The sequence below is a fragment of the Hymenobacter nitidus genome (assembly GCF_020447315.1).
GTDB lineage: Bacteria > Bacteroidota > Bacteroidia > Cytophagales > Hymenobacteraceae > Hymenobacter > Hymenobacter nitidus.
Map to the genome: position 1 here is coordinate 194,847 of NZ_JAJADQ010000007.1, position 19,161 is coordinate 214,007.

Genomic DNA, 19,161 nt, shown 5'->3' on the forward strand with positions numbered 1-19,161 from the left:
AAGCTATGGGTATAGCTTTGGAAAAAAGCGTTGGAAAAAGCTGAGCAAAAATTGATTTACAGAAAGCAGGCCCAGCGCTGCTGCGGCTCCAGGTTGGAATTGCGCAGAAACTCCGCCACCGGCTCCAGATTGGTCAGCAGCGAGGTCAGCACCAGAACCTGGCCGGAGCGCAGGTGCAGCCGCAGAAAGTTATAGTTGCTCCAGAAAGCCCGCTTCGAGCGGCAGGTCACGTATTCTACCCGCACTAGGTCGCGCTGGGCAAAGGGAATCAGCACGCGGCCCTCGTACACTTCCAGCTTGTTCTGCTTAGGATCGAATACCAGGGTGGTGTGCAGGTTGTGGGCGTAGTACTGCGCGTGGAGCACCAGGGCGGGCACCGAAAAGCTCAGAATTACGGCCGCCATGGCCGTCAGCAGCACCACCTCGTAGCCCGACAGCGTGCCCAGGTAGAAAAAGGAAATGAGGAAGGGCAGGCCCACGCTCATGCACAGCAAGGGCCAGAATAGCAGGTAAAACTGGCGCAGAAACGTGGGCCGATACACCCGGCTGGCCTGGGTGAAGAAGCTGGTGATGAAGCGCAGCCCAAACACGATGGCGCAGATAGCCACCGTAATTTCCAGAATGGGCCGCAAAAAAGGAAACAGCTTCACTGCTTACTTCACCTCAATCCAGGGTTCCCCGGCCGCGTGGGCCCGCAGCGTACCAAACGGCTCCAGCGCCAGGCCATACTGCTCGAACACGGCCTGCACCGCGGCCCGGCCGCCGGGCTCCACGCACACCAGCAGGCCCCCCGACGTCTGGGGGTCGCAGAGCCAGTGGCGCTGCTCGTTGGTAATCTGGCCGACCTTGTGGCCGTAGCTGTCCCAGTTGCGCACGGTGCCGCCTGGAATGGCCTTTTGCTGGCGGTACATTTCGGCCTCGGGCAGCAGCGGCACTTTGCTAAATTTTATTTCGGCCGTCAGGTTGCTGCCCTCGCACACTTCCGCCAGGTGACCCAGCAGGCCAAAGCCCGTTACGTCGGTCATGGCGCGCACGGCTTCCAGCTGGCCCAGGTCGTAGCCAATTTTGTTGAGCATCATCATGCTTTGGGGCGCAATCTGCTCGTGCTCGGGCAGCAGGATGCCGCGCTTCTGCGAGGTAGTGAGCATGCCCACGCCCAAGGGCTTGGTCAGGTACAGCTCGCAGCCGGCCGTAGCCGTGTCGTTCTGCTTCAAATTCTTGATGTCGAGCATGCCCGTAACGGCCAGGCCGAAAATTGGCTCGGGCGAGTCGATGCTGTGGCCGCCGGCCAAGGGAATCCCTGCTTCGGCGCAGATGCTGCGGCTGCCCTCAATCACGCGGCGCGCCACTTCGGGGGCCAGCTTGTCGATGGGCCAGCCCAGCACGGCAATGGCCATCACGGGCCGCCCACCCATGGCATACACGTCGCTGATGGCATTGGCCGAGGCAATGCGCCCGAAGTCGTAGGCGTCGTCCACGATGGGCATGAAGAAGTCGGTGGTGCTGATGATGGCCTGCCCGCCCCCGATGTCGTACACGGCCGCGTCGTCGCGGCTGCTGTTGCCCACCAGCAGCTTGTCGTGCTGGGGCTGAGCAATGCTGGTGTGCAGAATCTGGTCGAGCACCTTGGGCGCGATTTTGCAGCCGCAGCCCGCGCCGTGGCTGTACTGGGTCAGGCGGATAGGCTCGGTGGCGGTGGTTTCGTTCGTGTTCATCAGGGCAAAGAAAAAGCCGTTAGGCTAAATGGGACTAGAACTGCCAGTCGGCGTTCTGCAAAACAACGTGGTAGCCGTCGGGGTCTTTGAAGGTAAGGCCCAGGTGGTCCCAGTAAGGATTATAAGCGGGTAATGAGACGTAGCCGTGTTGCCGGAGGCGGTCCACTGCTGCCTGCCATTGGACCTTATCGGGTAAGTAAAACACGAGCAGATGCTCGGGGTTTGGGCCTGGCTCAACAACATGACCCGCCTGGGTCGTGAATTCGAGGTGGTAGGGCGCCTGCGGGTGGCCCAGCATGACGCCATCAAAACCATTGTGATTTTCAAACGAGCAGAGGGTGCTCAGCCCCAATCCGTCTTTGTAAAAGTGAATCAGGGCCGGCAGCTGGTTTGTGGGGCGGGCCACCCGCAGCTTAGGTGCCAGCATGAAGCGAGGAGCTAGAAGCCGGGGTGAGTAACCCTTCCCGCTGCGCGGCGACCAGCACCAGGTCGGCATTCACCTGCGGGTCGCAGGTATCGGACGGAATCCGGATGACGCGGCTGTTGGCTTTGTTGTCGAGCCCGAAACCGTAGGTTTTGTCGTAGTAGGAGAGGGCAATATCCACCATCCTTTCCATGTCGCCGGTTTCGATGGCGGCCAACGCTTCCTTGGTCGCCAGGCCACCCAGGCGCTTGCTAATGCGCTGAATGGCTTCCGCGAGCTGCTGCGGATCTTCCTTACCGTACTCGGCGGCCAGCTTGCGGGTACGCACCGCCCGCGGAATGTCGAGCACCAGCAGCGGGGCCGCGCGCATCTGCTCAAACAGCGGCTTGGGGATGGTGAGGCGGCCGATGGTCAGGCTTTCGTCTTCTAGCCACGGCGTCACGCCCGTCGGCAGCTGGTTGAGCACCAAGGCCAGGTTGTTCTCGAACTGCTCGGGCGTGGGCTGGGGCGGCAGGCCAATAGCGCCAAACGACGAGCCCTTGTGGTTGGCCAGCCCCTCCAGGTCCACGATGGTTTCGCCGCGGCGGGCCAGCTCGTGCAGCACATCGGTTTTGCCCGAGCCCGTGAGGCCGCCCAGAATGAGCATGGGCCGGGGCTCGGTGAACTGCGCCAGCGCCCAGCGGCGGTAGTCCTTGTAGCCCTTGTCGAGCAGATGCACCTTGAAGCCGGCCAGCTCCAAGAGCCAGTGCACGGCGCCGCTGCGCATGCCGCCGCGCCAGCAGTGCAGGCGCACTTCCTTGTTCGGAGCCAGCTTCTGGGCGTGCTTCACCATGCGGCTCATCTTGGGCCCGAAGAAGTCGAGGCCGATGTGAATGGCGCGGTCCTGGCTGACCTGCTTGTAGGCCGTGCCAATTCGGGCCCGTTCCTCGTCCGAGAAAAGCGGCAGGTTCAGGGCCCCCGGAATATGGCCGTGGGCATACTCAATGGGCGCACGAACATCCAAGATGGGGATGTCGGCGGGACCGGCCAGAAACTCGGGAAGCGGAATACGGGGCAAAGGAGCAGTGTTGAGGTGGTGAGATGGTGATGTGGCGACGTAGTGAGTTTGATGTCCAGTACCGCGCAAGTGGCGCAAGCCGAACAGCAAACTCACTACGTCGCTACATCACACCAGTTGACGCCGGTAGAGCTGAATCGTGTTTTCCAGCCCGTAGTACAGCGCGTCGCACACCAGAGCGTGCCCGATGCTAACCTCTTCCAGGCCGGGTAAGTTCTGCCTGAGGTAGGCCAGGTTTTCCAGGTCGAGGTCGTGGCCGGCATTCAGGCCCAGGCCCAGCTGCTGGGCCATTGCCGCCGCCGCCGCGTAGGGGGCAATGGCCTTGGCGGGGTCCTGGGGGTACTGGCGGGCGTAGTCTTCGGTGTAGAGCTCAATTCGGTCGGTGCCGGTGGCTACGGCGGCTTTTACCATGGCCGGGTCGGGGTCCAGGAAGATAGACACCCGGCAGCCGATGGATTTAAGCTCCGTGACCACGCCAATCAGGTAAATCTGGTGAGTGATGGTGTCCCAGCCGGCGTTAGAGGTAATGGCGTCGGGCGCGTCGGGCACCAGGGTCACCTGCTTGGGCCGCACCTCGCGCACCAAGTCCATGAAATCCGGGGTCGGGTTGCCCTCCACATTCAGCTCAGTGGTTACGATCTGACGCAGGTCGCGCACGTCTTGGTAGCGGATATGGCGCTCATCGGGGCGCGGGTGCACCGTGATGCCCTGGGCGCCAAACCGCTCACAGTCACGGGCTACCTGCAGCACGTCGGGGCGGTTGTGGCCGCGGGCATTCCGCAGCGTGGCGATTTTATTTATGTTTACGCTAAGTTTCGTCATGAGAGAAGGCGAAAAACTGACTCCAGAACGGCCAGCGTGGGTCATCAATACGCGGCCAGTCGGAATCTACGGGTTCCAGACATTTACTACTACAAACTTATGGCTCTGAAGGAAACCATCGACGCAGATATCAAAAAGGCTATGCTGGCCAAGGACAAAGTGCGGCTGCAGGCTCTGCGCAGCATCAAGTCCCAGATCATGCTGGCCGAAACGGCCGAAGGTGCCCACGGTGCGGCCCTCACCGACGATGCCGAAATCAAGCTGCTGACCAAAGCCGCCAAGCAGCGCCGCGAAGCCGCCGAGATGTACCAGAAGCAGTTCCGCTCCGATCTGGAGGAAATCGAGCTGGCCGAGCTGGCTATCATCGAGGAGTACCTGCCCCAGCAGCTCTCCGAAGCCGATTTGGTAGAAAAGCTCGTCGACATCATCCAGCGCGTGGGCGCCACCGGCCCTTCCGACCTGGGCAAAGTAATGGGCCTGGCGGCCCGGGAACTATCAGGCCAAGCCGACGGCCGCATGATTTCCCAGGTCGTCAGCAACCTGCTCAACAACACGAATGTCTAAGCAGTGATTTAGCGACTTAGTGATTTAGTGAGTGTGGTTCGGGCCGCGCGAATGGCGCGAGTCTGTGCAAACGGAACATAAAACTCACTACGTCGCTAGCTCACCACCTCACATATGTCCGGCTTTGATATTCTGCTGCTGATTCCGCTGGCCGTGGGCGCGGTAAAGGGCTTTCGGCGCGGCCTCGTGCTGGAGGCAGCTTCGCTCTTGGCTTTCGTGCTGGGCATTATCGGTGGGCTGGCTCTGCTGAACGACGCTATTCCGCTGGTGCGCAACTACGTGGGCGAGGCGTTTGGGCTGCTGCCCATTGTGTCGTTTCTGCTGGTGTTCGTGCTTATTACCTGGGGCGTGCACTTGGCGGGCAGCTTCGTCAAAACCGCCGTGCACCTCACCCCGTTGGGCGTGCTCGACAACCTGCTGGGCGGGGCGGCCGGGGCCCTGAAGTGGGTGCTGGGGATAAGCCTGCTGCTTCACGGCATCGGTTTTGCGGGCCTTAAGCTCATTTCGCCGGCCATCGTGGCCGATTCGCAGGTGCTGCCCGTGGTGCAGCAGGCCACGCCGTTTGCCCTGGAAATCGTGGGCTTTATCATGCCGTTTGCGTCCACGTTGCTGGAGCAGCTGCGCGGCGTATTCTAGCCCAGCCGGAAGCTGCCGCCTGAGTTACTCGCTCAAAAGTCCTTGCCGCGCGGTAAGGCTGCCAACCTTTGCGTAGAAATTCTGCTCAGTACGCTGCTATGCATCTGTTGCTGCTCGACAACTTTGACTCCTTCACGTTCAATCTGCTGGACTACTTCCAGCAGCTAGGCGCTACTGTGCAGGTTGTCCGCAACGACGTGCCGCTGGCCGACCTCCGGCAATACTCGTTCGACGCCATCGTTTTGTCGCCCGGGCCCGGCACGCCGGCGCAGGCGGGTTGCCTGATGGAGATTATCCGGGAGTATCACCAGCGGGTCCCGATGCTGGGCGTGTGTTTGGGCCACCAGGCTCTGGGCGAGTTCTTCGGGGCCCGGCTGGAGCGGGCGGCGCGGCCCATGCACGGCAAAGTGTCGGAGGTGGCCTGCACGGAAGCTGCCGACCCACTGTTTGACGGTTTGCCGGCCCGGATTTTCGTGACGCGCTACCATTCACTGATTATCAATTTATTACCCCCTGATTTAAAGCCGCTGGCTTACACCACCGATGCTGCGCACGAACTGATGGTATTCCGGCACCGTACCTACCCCGTGTATGGCGTCCAGTTTCATCCCGAAGCGCTGCTCACTACCCACGGGTTGGCCCTACTCAGCAATTGGGTCAAGTGTTGTATCATTGCAAAGGATGGTCATTCAGCCTTTGCCGGCCGCGAAATCTCCCGAGAAGATGGAATTGCAGATTAAGGAACAGAACGGTTTTCAATATGTGGAAGGCGGCTCCGGCAAGGTGCTGCTGCTTCTGCACGGGTTGTTTGGCGCCCTCAGCAACTGGGAAGACGTCATTGAGGAATTCAGCACCGACCACCACGTAATTATTCCCCTGCTGCCCATCTACGACATGCCTCTGACCCAGGCCGGCGTGCCGGGCTTAGTCAACTACGTGGAGGACTTTCTCAAGCAGATGCGCCTCAACGAGCCCCTGACGGTGCTCGGCAATTCCCTGGGTGGCCACATTGCCCTGGTGTATGCCCTGCGCAACCCGCGGATGGTGCAGCGCCTGGTGCTTACCGGCAGCAGCGGCCTGTTCGAGGATTCGATGGGCGGCTCGTTCCCCAAGCGCGGTAACTACGCCTTCGTGCAGGAGCGCGTGGCTTACACCTTCTACGACCCCACCATTGCCACTAAAGACCTGGTGGATGAGGTGTTCAACGTCACTAACTCCAATACCAAGGTGCTGCGCATCATCAGCATTGCCCGCTCGGCCCAGCGCCACAACCTGGGTAAGGAGCTAACCAAGATTACGGTGCCCGTGCTGCTGGTCTGGGGCCTGAACGACACGATTACGCCGCCGGTGGTGGCCCACGAGTTTGAGCGGCTGCTGCCCAACGCTGAGCTGCACTTCCTCGACCATTGCTGCCATGTGCCCATGATGGAGCGGCCCCAGGACTTCAACCGCCTGCTGCGTCAGTTTCTGCGCCGTACGGCCCCGGAGCCGGCTCTTACGGCAAGTGTTTAAACAAATCAGGCCCGCGGGAGCTTATTGGTCGCCCAACTTCCCGTAGTTTATTTCTGGCTTTCAGTTCTTTCCACCCATGCATTCGATGATTGCTGAAGACTTGCTCAACCAAATGATTCCGCCCCTCAAGGTGTCGGACTCTGCCGGGAAAGCGGCTAAATGGCTGGAAGAATTCCACGTTGGCCAGCTTCCCGTGCTCGAAAACCGCCTCTACCGCGGCCTGATTACCGAAGCCGACCTGCTCGACCACGAACACCCCGACGAACCCCTGACCAATGTGGCTTTCGGCTTTGCGGAAGTACATGTGCAGCGCGACCAGCATTTTTACAGCATTATGGAGCTGGCTATTCAGAATAAGCTGCAGCTGGTGCCCGTGCTCGACGACAAGCAGGAATACCTGGGCGTCGTGACGGTGGGTGATACGCTGGCGGCTTTCGGCCAATTGCCTATTGCGGCCGGTCAGGGCGGTATTCTGGTGCTGTCGATGGAGGAGCGCGACTATTCGCTGACTCAGATCAGCCGCTACGTGGAGGAAAATAACGCCAAAGTCCTCAGCGCCCACGTGGCTCAGGACGAGCACGACCCCTACAAAATCCGGCTGACCCTGAAGCTGAACACGCCCAACATGGCCCGCATTACGGCTACGCTCGAGCGGTTTGGCTACGTTATTACGGCCCAGTTCAGCGGGGCCGGCGAGGTAGGGGAGAATGAGCAGGAGCGCTTCGATGGCCTGCTCAAATACCTGAGCTTATAATTCCAACGCCCCGGTGCTTGCCTCCTTGCTCGTTTTGCTGCTAGGCTGGCTGCCATCGGCCTCTGCGTCCGCTGCTGCTACTACTCCCGACTCCATCCGGCGCGCTCCGCTCGATAGTCTCGTGCGGGCCCAGTGTCCCGAGTACGCCGTGCTGCGGGTGGCTACCATCCTGTTTGTGGGTAACGAAGTCACCAAGGAGCGAATTCTGCGTGCCGAGCTGGACTTTCGGGAAGGCGACACCATCACGGCCGTTAACCTGGCGCGCCGCCTGGAAGCCAACCGGCTGCGCATGTTTAACCTGCAGCTTTTCCACGGCGTGCTCACCCAAACGGTGTGCCGCAACGGCGAAATTACGGTGCTCTTCAGTGTGCAGGAACGTTGGTATACTTTTCCCATTCCCATTCTGTCGTTGGCCGACCGTAACTTCCGCTCCTGGCTCGACCGGCCCGACCGGTGGCGCCGCGTAGATTACGGCCTGCACGTGGAGCGCAAAAACTTTCGGGGCCGCAACGAGGAAATCCGGGGCAACCTGCAGTTGGGCTTCAACCGCAAGTACGAGCTGTTCTACGACACGCCCGGCTATGGCAGGCTGCGGCGGCTGGGCTTTGGCGTGGGCGCCTCCTACTACCGCAGCCACGCCCTCGACTACGCCACCGTAGAGGATAAGCTCGTCAACTTTCGGGATGACACCGGGTTTCCCATCGAGCGGCAGTACCTGACGGCCGGCCTGCGCTGGCGCTACACTGTGCAGCGTCGCACGCTGCTGGATGTTTCCTACCACCGCGAGGCCATTTCTGACTCGGTGCTGCGCCGCAACCCCGACTATTTCCTGGGGGCCGCCCGCCGCCGCTACGTCGATGTGGCCCTGACGACCATCTTCAACCACCGCAACACGTTTGCCTATCCGCTCACCGGGCATTACCTGCAGGTAGGAGTGGTGCAGCGGGTCTTTACCGGCTCGGCTCCGCCCATTACCACGTTCCGGGCGCAGATGGCCAAGTATGTGGCGCTGGGCGGGGGCTTCTACTACAGTGCCGGCCTGCAAGGGCAGGTGCGCGTGAGCCGCCGCCTGGCCTACGCCGACAACCGGGCCCTGGGCTATGCCTATCTGGTGCGCGGCTACGACCCCTACGTCGTCGATGGGCGCCACTATGGGCTGTTGCAGCAGGGCGTTTCCTACCGGCTGCTCGATGCCGGGCGGATTAAACTGAGGGGAATCAGCAATCCGAAAATCAACAGTATTCCGCTGGTGCTGTATTTAAATACCTTTGCCGATGCCGGTTACGTGGCCAGCCGCGCCGCCGAGCGTGGCAGCCGGCTGCCCAACGAGCTGCAAGCTGCTCTAGGCATCGGTTTGCACCTTGTCACGTATTACGACCGGGTTTTTACTCTGGAGTACACCCGCAACGCTCTCGGGCAGGGCGGTTTTTTTCTGCGTACCGAATTCCCCATTTGATCCGGGCTTTTTCCCGTCCGGCTACATTTCTGCTATGAAAATCGCAATCCTCGGCAAACCCTTCGACGAAGAAACCGTCCCGTTTCTGCAGGCCCTCCTCGACGACCTTGTCGCGCGCCAGACCGAAGTCATCATTGTCGAGTCGTTTCACACCTATCTCGATAACCGCCTGACCCTGCCCCCTGGCATCGGTACCTTCCGCCGCGGCGATTCCCTGCGCGGCGTGCAGTTCGTCTTCAGTATCGGCGGCGACGGTACCCTGCTCGATACCGTAACCTACGTAGGCGCCCTGCAGATTCCCATTCTGGGCATCAACACCGGCCGGCTGGGCTTTCTGGCCACCATCACCGTCGAAAAGATCTCGCAGGCCATTGATGCCCTGTTCAAAGGGCATTTCGTGCTTGAAGAGCGCAGCCTGATTCGGGTCGACACTGACCCCGAAGTATTCGATGGCATAAATTTTGGGCTCAACGAATTTTCAATTTTGAAGCGCGATACGTCCTCCATGATTGTGGTGCACACGTATATCGACGGCGAATACCTCAATTCGTACTGGGCTGACGGGCTCATTGTGGCTACGCCCACGGGTTCTACCGGCTACTCACTCAGCTGCGGCGGACCAGTTATGTTGCCCCAAACCAACAATTTCATCATTGCTCCCGTATGTCCGCACAATCTGAATGTTCGCCCGCTCATCGTCTCTGACCGTAGCGTGATTTCCTTCGAGATTGAAGGCCGAAGCAACAACTTCCTGCTTTCCCTCGATTCACGCTCGGTTACCGTCGACGCAGGTATTCAGATTGCCGTCCGCCGCGAAAACTTTGCGGTACGTCTGGTTAAGCTCAACCATGTTAACTTTCTGACTACGTTACGCAGTAAGTTGAATTGGGGGCTCGACAAGCGTAATCCGGTCGGTATCTCGCTCTAATACATTGACTTTTTCTTGTATTTCTTTTTTAAGTTCCCGGCAACCTCTACTTTTGTCACTAACTGAACTCGTGCCCGTACTGGTCTCACGACGCTCCTAACCCTCGCATATCCTTAATCTCGCTCAATATGAAGCAATTCTTCACCCACATTTTGGCTCTGCTACTAGTGGTTTCGCTAGTTGCCTCGGAGGCAAATGCGCAACAGTTCAGTAAGCGGAAGCAGTACAACTCCGTTGGCATCAGCATCAATGGTATGAACTACTTTGGCGACATCGTGCCCAAAGTGAGCATCCCAAGCTTGCGTTTTGCCGCTACCCGCCTCAACGTAGGCCTCAACGCCACGCACCGCTTCGCTCCCCGCATCTCGGCCCGCGTAGCACTGGCCTACGGCCGTATCACGGGCGATGATGAGAAAGCCGCTGATAAATCGGATCCGGATGCACGTTTCCGCTACCACCGGAACATGAACTTCCGCAACGACATCTTCGAACTGTCGGCCGTGGGTGTATTCGACCTGATTGCTAACCGTAACAACTACATCAAGCGTCCGGACTTTGTACCCTACGTATTCGCCGGTGTTGCTGTGTTCCACCACAACCCTAAAGGCGAAGTACGCGGCGGTGCCGTTGGTGATCTGGCCTCGGGCTCTATCGTGAACCTGCAGCCCCTGCGTACCGAGGGTGTTGACTACGCACTGACCAATTTTTCTCTGCCTTTTGGTGGCGGTGTTCGCTACAAACTCAACAAAAGCTTTGATATTGGCCTGGAAATCGGCTGGCGCAAGACGTTCACCGACTACCTGGACGACGTAAGCGGCGTATATGTTGACCCAGCTACGCTGGCTACGGCTGAGGCAAAATACTTCGGTGGCGGCATCACCCGTACGGATGATGGTACCTTCATCAACTTTAGAAACCCCGGCGAAATGCGCGGCAAGGGCAATGAGAAAGACTGGTACATCGTTACGGGTCTCAATGTAAACTACATTCTCGCTCCCCGCGTTAAAAGCCCCAAATTCCGATAGCCAGCTGGGCTGGCTGTCAAGTTTCACTTACAGCTAGTCTAATGACGCATTCGAATCTCTTCAAAACACTCCTTGTTTGCTTTGTGCAAGCAGGGAGTGTTTTTTTTGCTTTCTCCGCTGCCGCCCAGAATACCAGTGAGCTGGGCATTGGTGTAGGAGGAATGGTGTACAAAGGAGAAGTTGCCCCGGCCTATCGGTTTGAGAATAACCGCCCGGCTGCCACTATTTTTTACCGCAAAGATATTTCCGCGCCCATCACGCTACGAGGCAGCTTCCTGTGGGGGCTCGTGCGGGCCGACGATGCGAACGTGCCCGGCGTGAATGGCAACACCGCCCCGCTGCATGCCTACCGGCAAACCAATGTGAAAGGCAATATTCTGGAAGCGGCGGGCACTGTAGAGTATAATTTCTTCGACTACCGCAACCGCAAAGAGAAGGTCCACTTCACGCCCTATGTATTTGTAGGGCTGGCTGGCTTTCTAGCCCGTACCCGCACCATCAGCAACGCTGGCCTGGACCAGTTAGAGCAGAGCGGGAGTACGCTGGGTATTGCCATTCCGGCAGGTATTGGTATGAAGCTGGCCTTGTCGCCCCGGTGGAATCTGGGGCTGGAAGTGGGAGCCCGTAAAGCTTTCACCGACGAACTGGACCGTTTAGGCACCCAGAGCCCGTTGCTCGTGAACACCCACGACCAAGACTGGTATTTCTATAATGGGCTGAGTATCTCTTATACATTCTATAAAATTAATTGCCCCGATTCCTATAAGGCCAATCCTAAGTTGCTGCGGTAGAAGTCGGATAGGGCCGGGCTTAATGCAACCATTTGCGTAACTTGCAGCCTCTTTACGCAAAAAGTACTGATGGCCGCCCGGTCCGAACTAGACACTCAGAATATACCTGCCCACGTTGCCGTCATTATGGATGGCAATGGCCGTTGGGCAAAACAGAAAGGCGGCCTGCGCATTTTTGGGCACCAAAGCGCTATTACCGCCGTGCGAGACACGGTGGAAGGAGCGGCTGAATTAGGCGTTCAGTACCTGACGCTGTACGCTTTTTCGACCGAAAACTGGGGCCGGCCCAAGCACGAGGTCATGGCCTTGATGCAGCTGCTGGTGCACACGATTCGGCAGGAGACGCCCACGCTGCTGAAGAACAGCATTCGGCTGGAAGCCGTGGGACAAATTGAAAATTTGCCCGCGTCCTGCCAGCGGGAGCTGCGCGAGGCCATGGAGCTGACCAAAGCGGGCAACCGAATGACCTTGGTGCTGGCCCTGAGCTACAGTGGCCGGTGGGACCTGACGCAGGCCGCGCAACGCCTGGCCACGGATGTGGCAGCGGGTAAGCTGCGGGCAGAGGAGGTAAGTGAGCAGACCCTTGCGGGCTATCTGACGACAGCCGGCATGCCGGACCCTGAGCTATTGATCCGGACCAGTGGTGAGCAACGCATCAGCAACTTTCTGCTGTGGCAGTTAGCCTACACCGAACTTTACATTACGGAAATACTCTGGCCCGACTTCCGGCGCGAGCATTTCTATGATGCCATCCAAGCCTATCAGCGCCGTGAGCGGCGCTTTGGCAAAACTAGTGAGCAGCTAACCGTTTCGTAAGTCTTTCGAATGATTTCTTTCCGCAATAAATTTTTTCTGCTGCTAACAGCACTGGCTTTGTCCGGCGGTGTGTCCTCGTCTGAGGCATGGGCCCAGGCTGCCAGTGGTACCGAGTCCCAACGATATGAGTTGGGTGGTATTACGGTAAGTGGTGCTACGTATCTGGATACAAATACGCTTATTGGCTTATCGGGTCTGAAAATAGGCGACCCAATTACTGTTCCCGGCGAAGAAATAGGCAAAGCCATTCGCCGTCTCTGGGACCAGGGTATTCTGGGCGACGTAAGCGTATCGATAACGCGCACGGAAGGCAATAAGATTTTCCTGGACTTCAACCTGAAAGAGCGGCCGCGCCTGTCCAAGTTTGAATTTTCGGGTATCAGCAAGGGACAGGCTGACGATCTGAAAGACAAGATCAAGCTCATTCGCGGCAAAGTGGTAACCGACGCGCTACTCAACAATACGAAGGCGCAGGTCCGGAAGTTTTATACCAACAAGGGCTTTCTGGATGCCAAGGCTTCCATCGTGCAAACCCCGGATTCGAGCCTGCCGAACAGCGTGGTACTCAACATCAACGTAGATAAAGGCGACAAAATCCGGATTAAGGATATTGCCTTTGAAGGTAACCAAGCCTTCAGTGACCGGAAGCTGAAGGGCAAGCTGAAGAAAACCAAGGAGCGCAAGCCCTACAAGTTTTTGACGGCCGCCAAATTCCAGAAAGCCGAATACGAAGAGGATAAGCAGTCCTTGCTGGAGTACTACAACTCCCAGGGTTACCGCGACGCGGCCATTGTATCGGACACGCTGATGCGGACCGACGACGGTTTGGCGCTGCGCATTACCGTGGATGAAGGTCCGAAGTACTACTTCCGCAACATTACCTGGAACGGCAACTACCTCTACGATGACAAGACGCTGGCGTCGGTGCTAGCCATCAAGGAGGGCAGCACCTATAGTAAGGAAACGCTTGACAAGCGCCTGAACTACAACCCAACCGGTCAGGACATCACGTCGCTCTACATGAACGATGGCTACCTGTTCTTCAGCATCGAGCCGGTAGAAACCAAGGTGGAAGGCGACTCAATCGACATTGAGATGCGTATCAGCGAAGGTGTGCAGGCCCGCATCAAGGAGGTTAACATTGCCGGCAACACCAAAACCAGTGACCATGTGCTGCGGCGGGAACTCCAGACCCTGCCCGGCGACAAATTCAACCGGGAGCTGCTTATTCGCTCCCAGCGCCAGATTGCCACGCTCGGCTACTTTGACCCGGAGAAAATTGGTCTGAACCCGGTGCCCAACCCGGCTGAGGGTACGGTGGACATCAACTACACCGTAGTCGAGAAGCCATCTGACCAAATCACGCTTTCGGGCGGCTGGGGTGGCTACGCCGGCTTTATCGGTACGGTGGGCCTGGTATTTAACAACTTCTCGTTGCGCAAAGCCGGCAGCTTCCGCAACTGGACGCCGGTACCGGCCGGTGATGGCCAGCGCCTGGCGCTAAACGTGCAGGCCAACGGCTTGCAGTACCAAGCGTATTCCTTCTCGTTTACGGAGCCCTGGCTCGGTGGCCGCAAGCCAAACTCGCTGTCGTTTAGCCTGAATAAGAGCATTCAGCGCGTCGGTACCAGCCTCGACGCCAGCAACGACCAGTCCATCAAGGTGAACAGCGCCACTATTGGCCTGGGTCGCCGCCTGCGCGTGCCGGATGATTACTTCACCCTGAGCAACTCGCTGTCGGTGAGCCAGTACAAGCTGAAAAACTACCCTTATATCCAGGGTTTTGCCAACGGTACCGGCAATGCGGCCAACATTACCTTCAACACTACACTGTCGCGCAACAGCATCGACAACCCGACCTACACGCGCCGGGGCTCGTCATTGGCGTTGAGCGTTAACCTGACCCCGCCTTACTCCATCTTCAAAGGGGCGCACCCGAACGTGAACGAGTGGGTGGAATTCCACAAGTGGATGTTCGATGCTTCCTGGTTTACGCCCATCGTGGGCAAGCTGGTACTGAACACGCGGGCCCACTTCGGCTTCATCGGTACCTACAACTCCAGCCGCGAAATCGGACCTTTCGAGCGGTTCAAGCTCGGGGGAGCTGGTCTGGGCTACGGGGGCTCGTCTAACTTCCTGGTGGGTACCGAATACATCGGCCTGCGGGGCTATGAGGACCCCAATGCTGCCAACGCGGTGCAGAACCCATCTTCCAGCGGTGGGGTAGCCTACAATAAATACGTGCTGGAAATGCGTTATCCGGTTTCGCTGAACCCAGCGGCTACGGTCTACGTGCTGGGCTTTGCTGAAGCCGGCAATGCCTTTGAAAGCTACAAAGAGTACAACCCCTACAAACTGTACCGCTCGGCCGGTGTTGGGGCTCGTATTTTCATGTCGGCATTCGGTTTGCTTGGCTTCGACTATGGCTACGGTTTCGATACGGTACCGCAATACTCGGCTACTCAGGCGAAACAGGACAAAGGCCAGTTCCACTTCATCATTGGTCAGCAGATCCGCTAATTGTTCGGCGCCTGCTGCGCCAGCTACTTTATCTACTTGACATGAAAAAGCTACATTCTCTTCTGCTGGGTGCTTTGCTGCTGCTCACGGGGCCGGCCGCGCTGGCCCAGAAGTTTGGGTACGTCGATTCGGAGTTCGTAATGGGCAAGATGCCGGCATTTGCCCAGGCACAGCAGGAGTTGAACACGCTTTCGGGCACTTGGCAGAAAGAAATTGAAAGCCAGAAAAAGGACCTCGATAAGCTGTATCGGAACTACCAGGCCGAAGAAGTACTCCTGACCGAGCCAATGAAAAAGAAGCGTCAGGATGAGATTTTGAAGAAGGAGCAGGACGTGAAAGCCTACCAGAACAAAATCTTTGGTTACGAAGGGCAACTGTTCAAAAAGCGCCAGGAGCTGACCAAGCCTGTGCAGGACCAAGTGTTCGAAGCCATTGAAAAAGTGGCCAAGAAAAAGCAGCTGGCCATCGTATTCGATAAGGCCGGCGACCTGACGATGCTCTATACCAACCCAACCCACGACTACACGGAATTTGTCTTGGAAGAATTGGGTTTAGCATCTGAAGACCGGAACCAGCCCGGGCAGAAAGGCGCCGCTCGCACGGTGACGACGCCCAAGACGCCGACCGGTGATACGGACACGGATACCGACACGGATGCTGGTGCTGCTCCGGCCAGCAAAACCCGGCAGCCGGCTAAGCCAACAAATACGCGTCCGGCTAGCCGAAAAAATTAACTTTGCTTTTGTAACCCTACTTTCTGAAAGTTTCCCCTTAATGAACATCATGAACAAAATCCGTCTTGCCCTGGCTGCGGCCGTCCTCTCGTTCAGCACGGCTACCACGGCACTGGCGCAAGCCCCTCTCAAAATCGGCTATACCAGCGTAGAGTACGTGCTGAGCCAGATGCCCGAGAGCAAGCAGATCGAGTCGGATCTGAAAGCTTACAGCACCCAGCTCGAGGCCCAGTTGAAGAGCAAGTATTCCGACTATCAGGCCAAAGCAGAAGCGTACCAGAAAGGTGCTTCGACGATGACGGAAGTAGTACGCGCCGATAAAGAGAAAGAGTTGACTGGCCTGCAGACCTCCATCCAGGAGTTTCAGCGCAGCGCCGACCAGAGCCTGCAGCAGAAGCAGCAGACCCTGCTGAAGCCTGCTCTGGACAAGCTGCAGAAGACCATTGATGCGGTAGCCGAAGAGAATGGCTACACGTACGTGCTGAATTCGGATGGTGCCAGCCCAGTGCTACTGCACGGTCCCAAAGAAGGCGACATCTCGGACTTGGTGCTAAAGAAAATGGGTGTAACGCCCGGTGCTGCTGCCAAGGCCAGCCCAGCCGTAGCCCCAGCTGCGACGCCGGCTACTCCGGCTAACACCACCAAAACCAAGACTAAAACGAAAAAGTAGGTACCCCCGCTTTTCGTAAACAGAAAGCCGGAGCATTATGCTCCGGCTTTCTTATTTCCATTCCGCCACACCAGATGCCAGCCATGACCTCTGTTCCCGACTCTTTGCTGCCCGACCCCGACCTGCCCGATGATGACAACGAGGAAGGCGACGAACTCTACGAACATCACCGAATCCGCGTCGACCGGGGCCAGGAGCTGCTGCGGCTCGACAAGTTCCTGATGAACCGGCTGTCGAATGCCTCCCGGACCAAGATCCAGAATGCTATTCGGGCTGAAGCGGTGCAGGTGAACGACAAGGTGGTGAAATCCAACTACCGCATCAAGCCGCTCGACGTCATTACCATTACGCTGCCCGAGCCACCGCGCGACGTGAAAGTGGTGCCCGAGCCCATGGACCTGGACATTCGCTATGAGGACGAGTCCTTGCTCATCGTCAACAAGCCCGCCGGGTTAGTGGTGCATCCGGCTTTCGGCAACTGGAATGGCACCCTAGTCAATGGCCTAGCGTATCACCTGAGCAACCTGCCTACCGGCCGCAACGGGGAGATTCGGCCTGGCCTCGTGCACCGTATCGATAAGGACACTTCGGGCCTGCTGGTAATTGGTAAAACGGAGTGGGCCATGACGCATTTGTCCCAGCAGTTTTTCCACCATACCATCGAGCGGACTTACTTGGCGCTTGTGTGGGGTATTCCTAAGGAAAGAGAAGGCACCATACGAGGCCATATCGGCCGTAGCCTGAAGGATCGTAAGGTGCAGGCAGTATTTCCCGAGGGCGACCAAGGCAAGCACGCTGTGACGCATTATAAGGTGCTCAAAACGTTTCAGCACGTAGCACTGCTACAGTGCAACCTGGAAACGGGCCGCACCCACCAGATCCGGGCGCATATGAAGCACATTGGCCACCCCTTGTTTTCCGACGCCACCTACGGCGGCGACAAAGTGCTGTACGGCCAACGCACCGGCGCCTATAAGGCTTTTGTAGAAGCGGCTTTTCAGGTAATGCCCCGGCAGGCTTTACATGCCAAGTCCTTGGGCTTCGTGCATCCCGTGACGCACGACCACATGCACTTTGAAGCTGAGCTGCCCGCTGACTTTGAAGCTGCCTTAGCTAAGTGGGAGCAATATGCTACGCCACAGGAATAAGCTCTTGCTTGTGGATGCCGCAAAAAAAGGCCTGTCGTGTACACGACAGGCCTTTTTGTATTGGTGTCAAGAAGCTTATTTCTTCTTGGCAGGAGCTTTGGTAGCCGTTTTAGGACGGGCCGTCATGCTATCCACTACCGACTTGGCGTTCTGGTTGTTTGGGTCCAGAGCCAGTACTTGCTGGTAATAGGGGAGGGCAGCCGTCTTGTCGCCTTTCTGGTAATAGTAGTAGCCCAGGTAGCTGTTAGCTTCTACCAGGCCATCCTTATACTTGGCGGGGTCAGCCTTGGCCACTTCTACATACTTCTCATAGAAAGGCTTAGCCAATCCTTGCTTGGAGTCTGGATCAAGGCCGTAGTTGGCCTGTGCGCGCATCAGGTAGCCGGGCACGTAGCTGGGGCGGGCCGTCAGTACGATGTTATACAGGCTATCGGCTTGCGTATACTGCTTGTTCAGCGTGTAAGCACGGGCCAGCAGCACCTGATCCGTCAGTTCTCCACCGCCTTTGGCTTTCATCTTCGTCTTGAAGGTCGAAATGGCCATCGGGTAGTTTTTCGACGACAGGTAAGCCTGAGCTAAGTCGTTCTGCAGATCCGCGTTGGTGGGGTCAGCCGCAATGGCTTTTTGCAGCATGGCAATGCCCTGCTCGCCTTTGCCACCTTTGGCCAGCATCTTGGCGTAATACACGTTGTCCTCCTTGATGACTTTGTCGGCCGGAGTGGTCTTCATATACTTCTCCATGGCGGCAATGGCCTCATCGTTCTTGCCGGTCTCATACAAAGTATAAGCCTGCAGACGGTTCATGGTCACGTTGTTGGGGTCACGGCCCAGTACTTTCTGTACTTCCGTCAGCGCCTCGGGGTACTTCTTGGTCAGGAAAAGGAACGAAGCGTACTTGGCATCCGTATCCGACGATTTTTCCGCCAAGGAAGTATACTTCTGGAAGTTCTTCAGAGCGTCGTCGTACTTACCGGCGTAGAAATACGTTTCGGCCAGGGCGTTGTAGGCCGGCGCGTAGTTGGCATCCAGGCTGATAGCCTTGTCAAACGCCGTCCGGGCTTCGTTGTAGTTGCGCGAGCGTACGTTCAGCTGCCCCTTGCGGTAGTAAGCCAATACGTTGTTGGCATCGGCCATAATCGCGCGGTCGTAGCTGTTCATGGCTTCGCCACCGCCATTTTCCTGCTTCAGGTAGATGTCGCCGCGGGCAATCATCAGGGTCGGCTCGTCCTTCAGCTTGTTGGCCTTATGAGCGGCTTCCACGTACGAAAGGGCTTTCGATACGTCCTTAACGTTGGATTCGGCATACGCCTGAGCAATCATGGTCAGCACCTTAGCATCTTTGCCTTTGGTGGCTTTCACCGCGTTGTCGAATTGAATTTCAGCTTCCGCCGTTTTGCCCTGGGCCAACGCCGCACGGCCTGCTGCTACCATCGTAGAAGCATCTTTGGAATTCAGCGAAATACGGTTGAAATAGTAAGCTGCCGAGTCGGGCATTTCCCGCATCTGATACAGACGGCCCAGTTCGAACGAAGTTTCGTTTGAAGCCCCTTGACGTAGCAAAGCCGCGCGGGCTTCGTTGTAGCGTCCGA

The 19,161-nt window shown here is 57.7% G+C and carries 20 protein-coding genes; 14 read left to right on the forward strand and 6 right to left on the reverse strand.

The genetic code is table 11. From position 1 onward, the window contains the following. Positions 1–56: 56 nt before the first annotated feature. From LGH70_RS14490 to LGH70_RS14510, 5 genes are all read right to left on the reverse strand, one after another. Complete coding sequence (locus LGH70_RS14490) at positions 57–650, reverse strand: PH domain-containing protein (protein ID WP_226186947.1); 594 nt, start codon at positions 648–650, stop codon at positions 57–59. A gap of 3 nt (positions 651–653) precedes the next feature. After that, positions 654–1,715 (reverse strand): selenide, water dikinase SelD, encoded by a 1,062-nt coding sequence (gene selD, locus LGH70_RS14495; protein ID WP_226186949.1) that lies wholly within the window; start codon positions 1,713–1,715, stop codon positions 654–656. Between the two features lie 34 nt (positions 1,716–1,749). Further along, positions 1,750–2,142: a VOC family protein gene (locus LGH70_RS14500; RefSeq protein WP_226186950.1), complete on the reverse strand. Its 393-nt coding sequence runs from the start codon at positions 2,140–2,142 to the stop codon at positions 1,750–1,752. After that, complete coding sequence (mnmH, locus tag LGH70_RS14505) at positions 2,129–3,196, reverse strand: tRNA 2-selenouridine(34) synthase MnmH (protein ID WP_226186952.1); 1,068 nt, start codon at positions 3,194–3,196, stop codon at positions 2,129–2,131. The genes LGH70_RS14500 and mnmH overlap by 14 nt, the downstream gene beginning before the upstream one ends. A 108-nt stretch (positions 3,197–3,304) precedes the next feature. Beyond that, entirely contained in the window at positions 3,305–4,018 is a 714-nt protein-coding gene (locus LGH70_RS14510) for a pyridoxine 5'-phosphate synthase (RefSeq protein WP_226186955.1), read from the reverse strand. A gap of 99 nt (positions 4,019–4,117) precedes the next feature. Here LGH70_RS14510 and LGH70_RS14515 point away from each other — a divergent pair, with 99 nt between their 5' ends. From LGH70_RS14515 to LGH70_RS14580, 14 genes are all read left to right on the forward strand, one after another. Next, on the forward strand, positions 4,118–4,582 hold the full coding sequence (locus LGH70_RS14515; RefSeq protein WP_226186957.1) for a GatB/YqeY domain-containing protein: 465 nt from the start codon (positions 4,118–4,120) through the stop codon (positions 4,580–4,582). 114 nt (positions 4,583–4,696) lie between these two features. After that, positions 4,697–5,218 (forward strand): CvpA family protein, encoded by a 522-nt coding sequence (locus tag LGH70_RS14520; RefSeq protein ID WP_226186960.1) that lies wholly within the window; start codon positions 4,697–4,699, stop codon positions 5,216–5,218. A gap of 98 nt (positions 5,219–5,316) precedes the next feature. Then, positions 5,317–5,958, forward strand: coding sequence for an anthranilate synthase component II (locus tag LGH70_RS14525; protein ID WP_226186962.1), 642 nt, complete (start codon positions 5,317–5,319; stop codon positions 5,956–5,958). Then, positions 5,942–6,730: an alpha/beta fold hydrolase gene (locus tag LGH70_RS14530; protein WP_226186964.1), complete on the forward strand. Its 789-nt coding sequence runs from the start codon at positions 5,942–5,944 to the stop codon at positions 6,728–6,730. Before LGH70_RS14525 ends, LGH70_RS14530 begins: the two co-directional genes overlap by 17 nt. A gap of 76 nt (positions 6,731–6,806) precedes the next feature. After that, positions 6,807–7,484, forward strand: a complete 678-nt coding sequence (locus LGH70_RS14535; protein ID WP_226186966.1) for a CBS domain-containing protein — start codon at positions 6,807–6,809, stop codon at positions 7,482–7,484. A 13-nt stretch (positions 7,485–7,497) separates the two neighbouring features. Then, a complete protein-coding gene (locus tag LGH70_RS14540; RefSeq protein ID WP_226186968.1) occupies positions 7,498–8,940 on the forward strand; it encodes a BamA/TamA family outer membrane protein in 1,443 nt (480 codons plus the stop codon). A 34-nt stretch (positions 8,941–8,974) separates the two neighbouring features. Continuing rightward, positions 8,975–9,868, forward strand: coding sequence for an NAD kinase (locus tag LGH70_RS14545; RefSeq protein WP_226186969.1), 894 nt, complete (start codon positions 8,975–8,977; stop codon positions 9,866–9,868). Positions 9,869–9,996: 128 nt separating this feature from the next. Beyond that, positions 9,997–10,893: a DUF6089 family protein gene (locus LGH70_RS14550; RefSeq protein WP_226186970.1), complete on the forward strand. Its 897-nt coding sequence runs from the start codon at positions 9,997–9,999 to the stop codon at positions 10,891–10,893. A gap of 41 nt (positions 10,894–10,934) precedes the next feature. Then, complete coding sequence (porG, locus tag LGH70_RS14555; protein ID WP_226186971.1) at positions 10,935–11,684, forward strand: type IX secretion system protein PorG; 750 nt, start codon at positions 10,935–10,937, stop codon at positions 11,682–11,684. A 69-nt stretch (positions 11,685–11,753) separates the two neighbouring features. After that, on the forward strand, positions 11,754–12,500 hold the full coding sequence (gene uppS / locus LGH70_RS14560) for an undecaprenyl pyrophosphate synthase (protein ID WP_226186972.1): 747 nt from the start codon (positions 11,754–11,756) through the stop codon (positions 12,498–12,500). Positions 12,501–12,569: 69 nt separating this feature from the next. After that, positions 12,570–15,020, forward strand: a complete 2,451-nt coding sequence (bamA, locus tag LGH70_RS14565) for an outer membrane protein assembly factor BamA (protein ID WP_226186973.1) — start codon at positions 12,570–12,572, stop codon at positions 15,018–15,020. Positions 15,021–15,061: 41 nt separating this feature from the next. Continuing rightward, positions 15,062–15,754, forward strand: a complete 693-nt coding sequence (locus tag LGH70_RS14570; protein WP_226186974.1) for an OmpH/Skp family outer membrane protein — start codon at positions 15,062–15,064, stop codon at positions 15,752–15,754. Positions 15,755–15,803: 49 nt separating this feature from the next. Beyond that, entirely contained in the window at positions 15,804–16,424 is a 621-nt protein-coding gene (locus tag LGH70_RS14575; RefSeq protein WP_226186976.1) for an OmpH/Skp family outer membrane protein, read from the forward strand. A gap of 83 nt (positions 16,425–16,507) precedes the next feature. Then, on the forward strand, positions 16,508–17,572 hold the full coding sequence (locus LGH70_RS14580; RefSeq protein ID WP_226186979.1) for an RluA family pseudouridine synthase: 1,065 nt from the start codon (positions 16,508–16,510) through the stop codon (positions 17,570–17,572). Between the two features lie 75 nt (positions 17,573–17,647). On the opposite strand, the gene LGH70_RS14585 is transcribed toward LGH70_RS14580, so the two are convergent. Beyond that, the gene (locus LGH70_RS14585) at positions 17,648–19,066 is read right to left on the reverse strand and encodes a tetratricopeptide repeat protein (protein WP_226186982.1); all 1,419 of its coding nucleotides are present in this window, start codon (positions 19,064–19,066) and stop codon (positions 17,648–17,650) included. Positions 19,067–19,161: the final 95 nt, after the last annotated feature.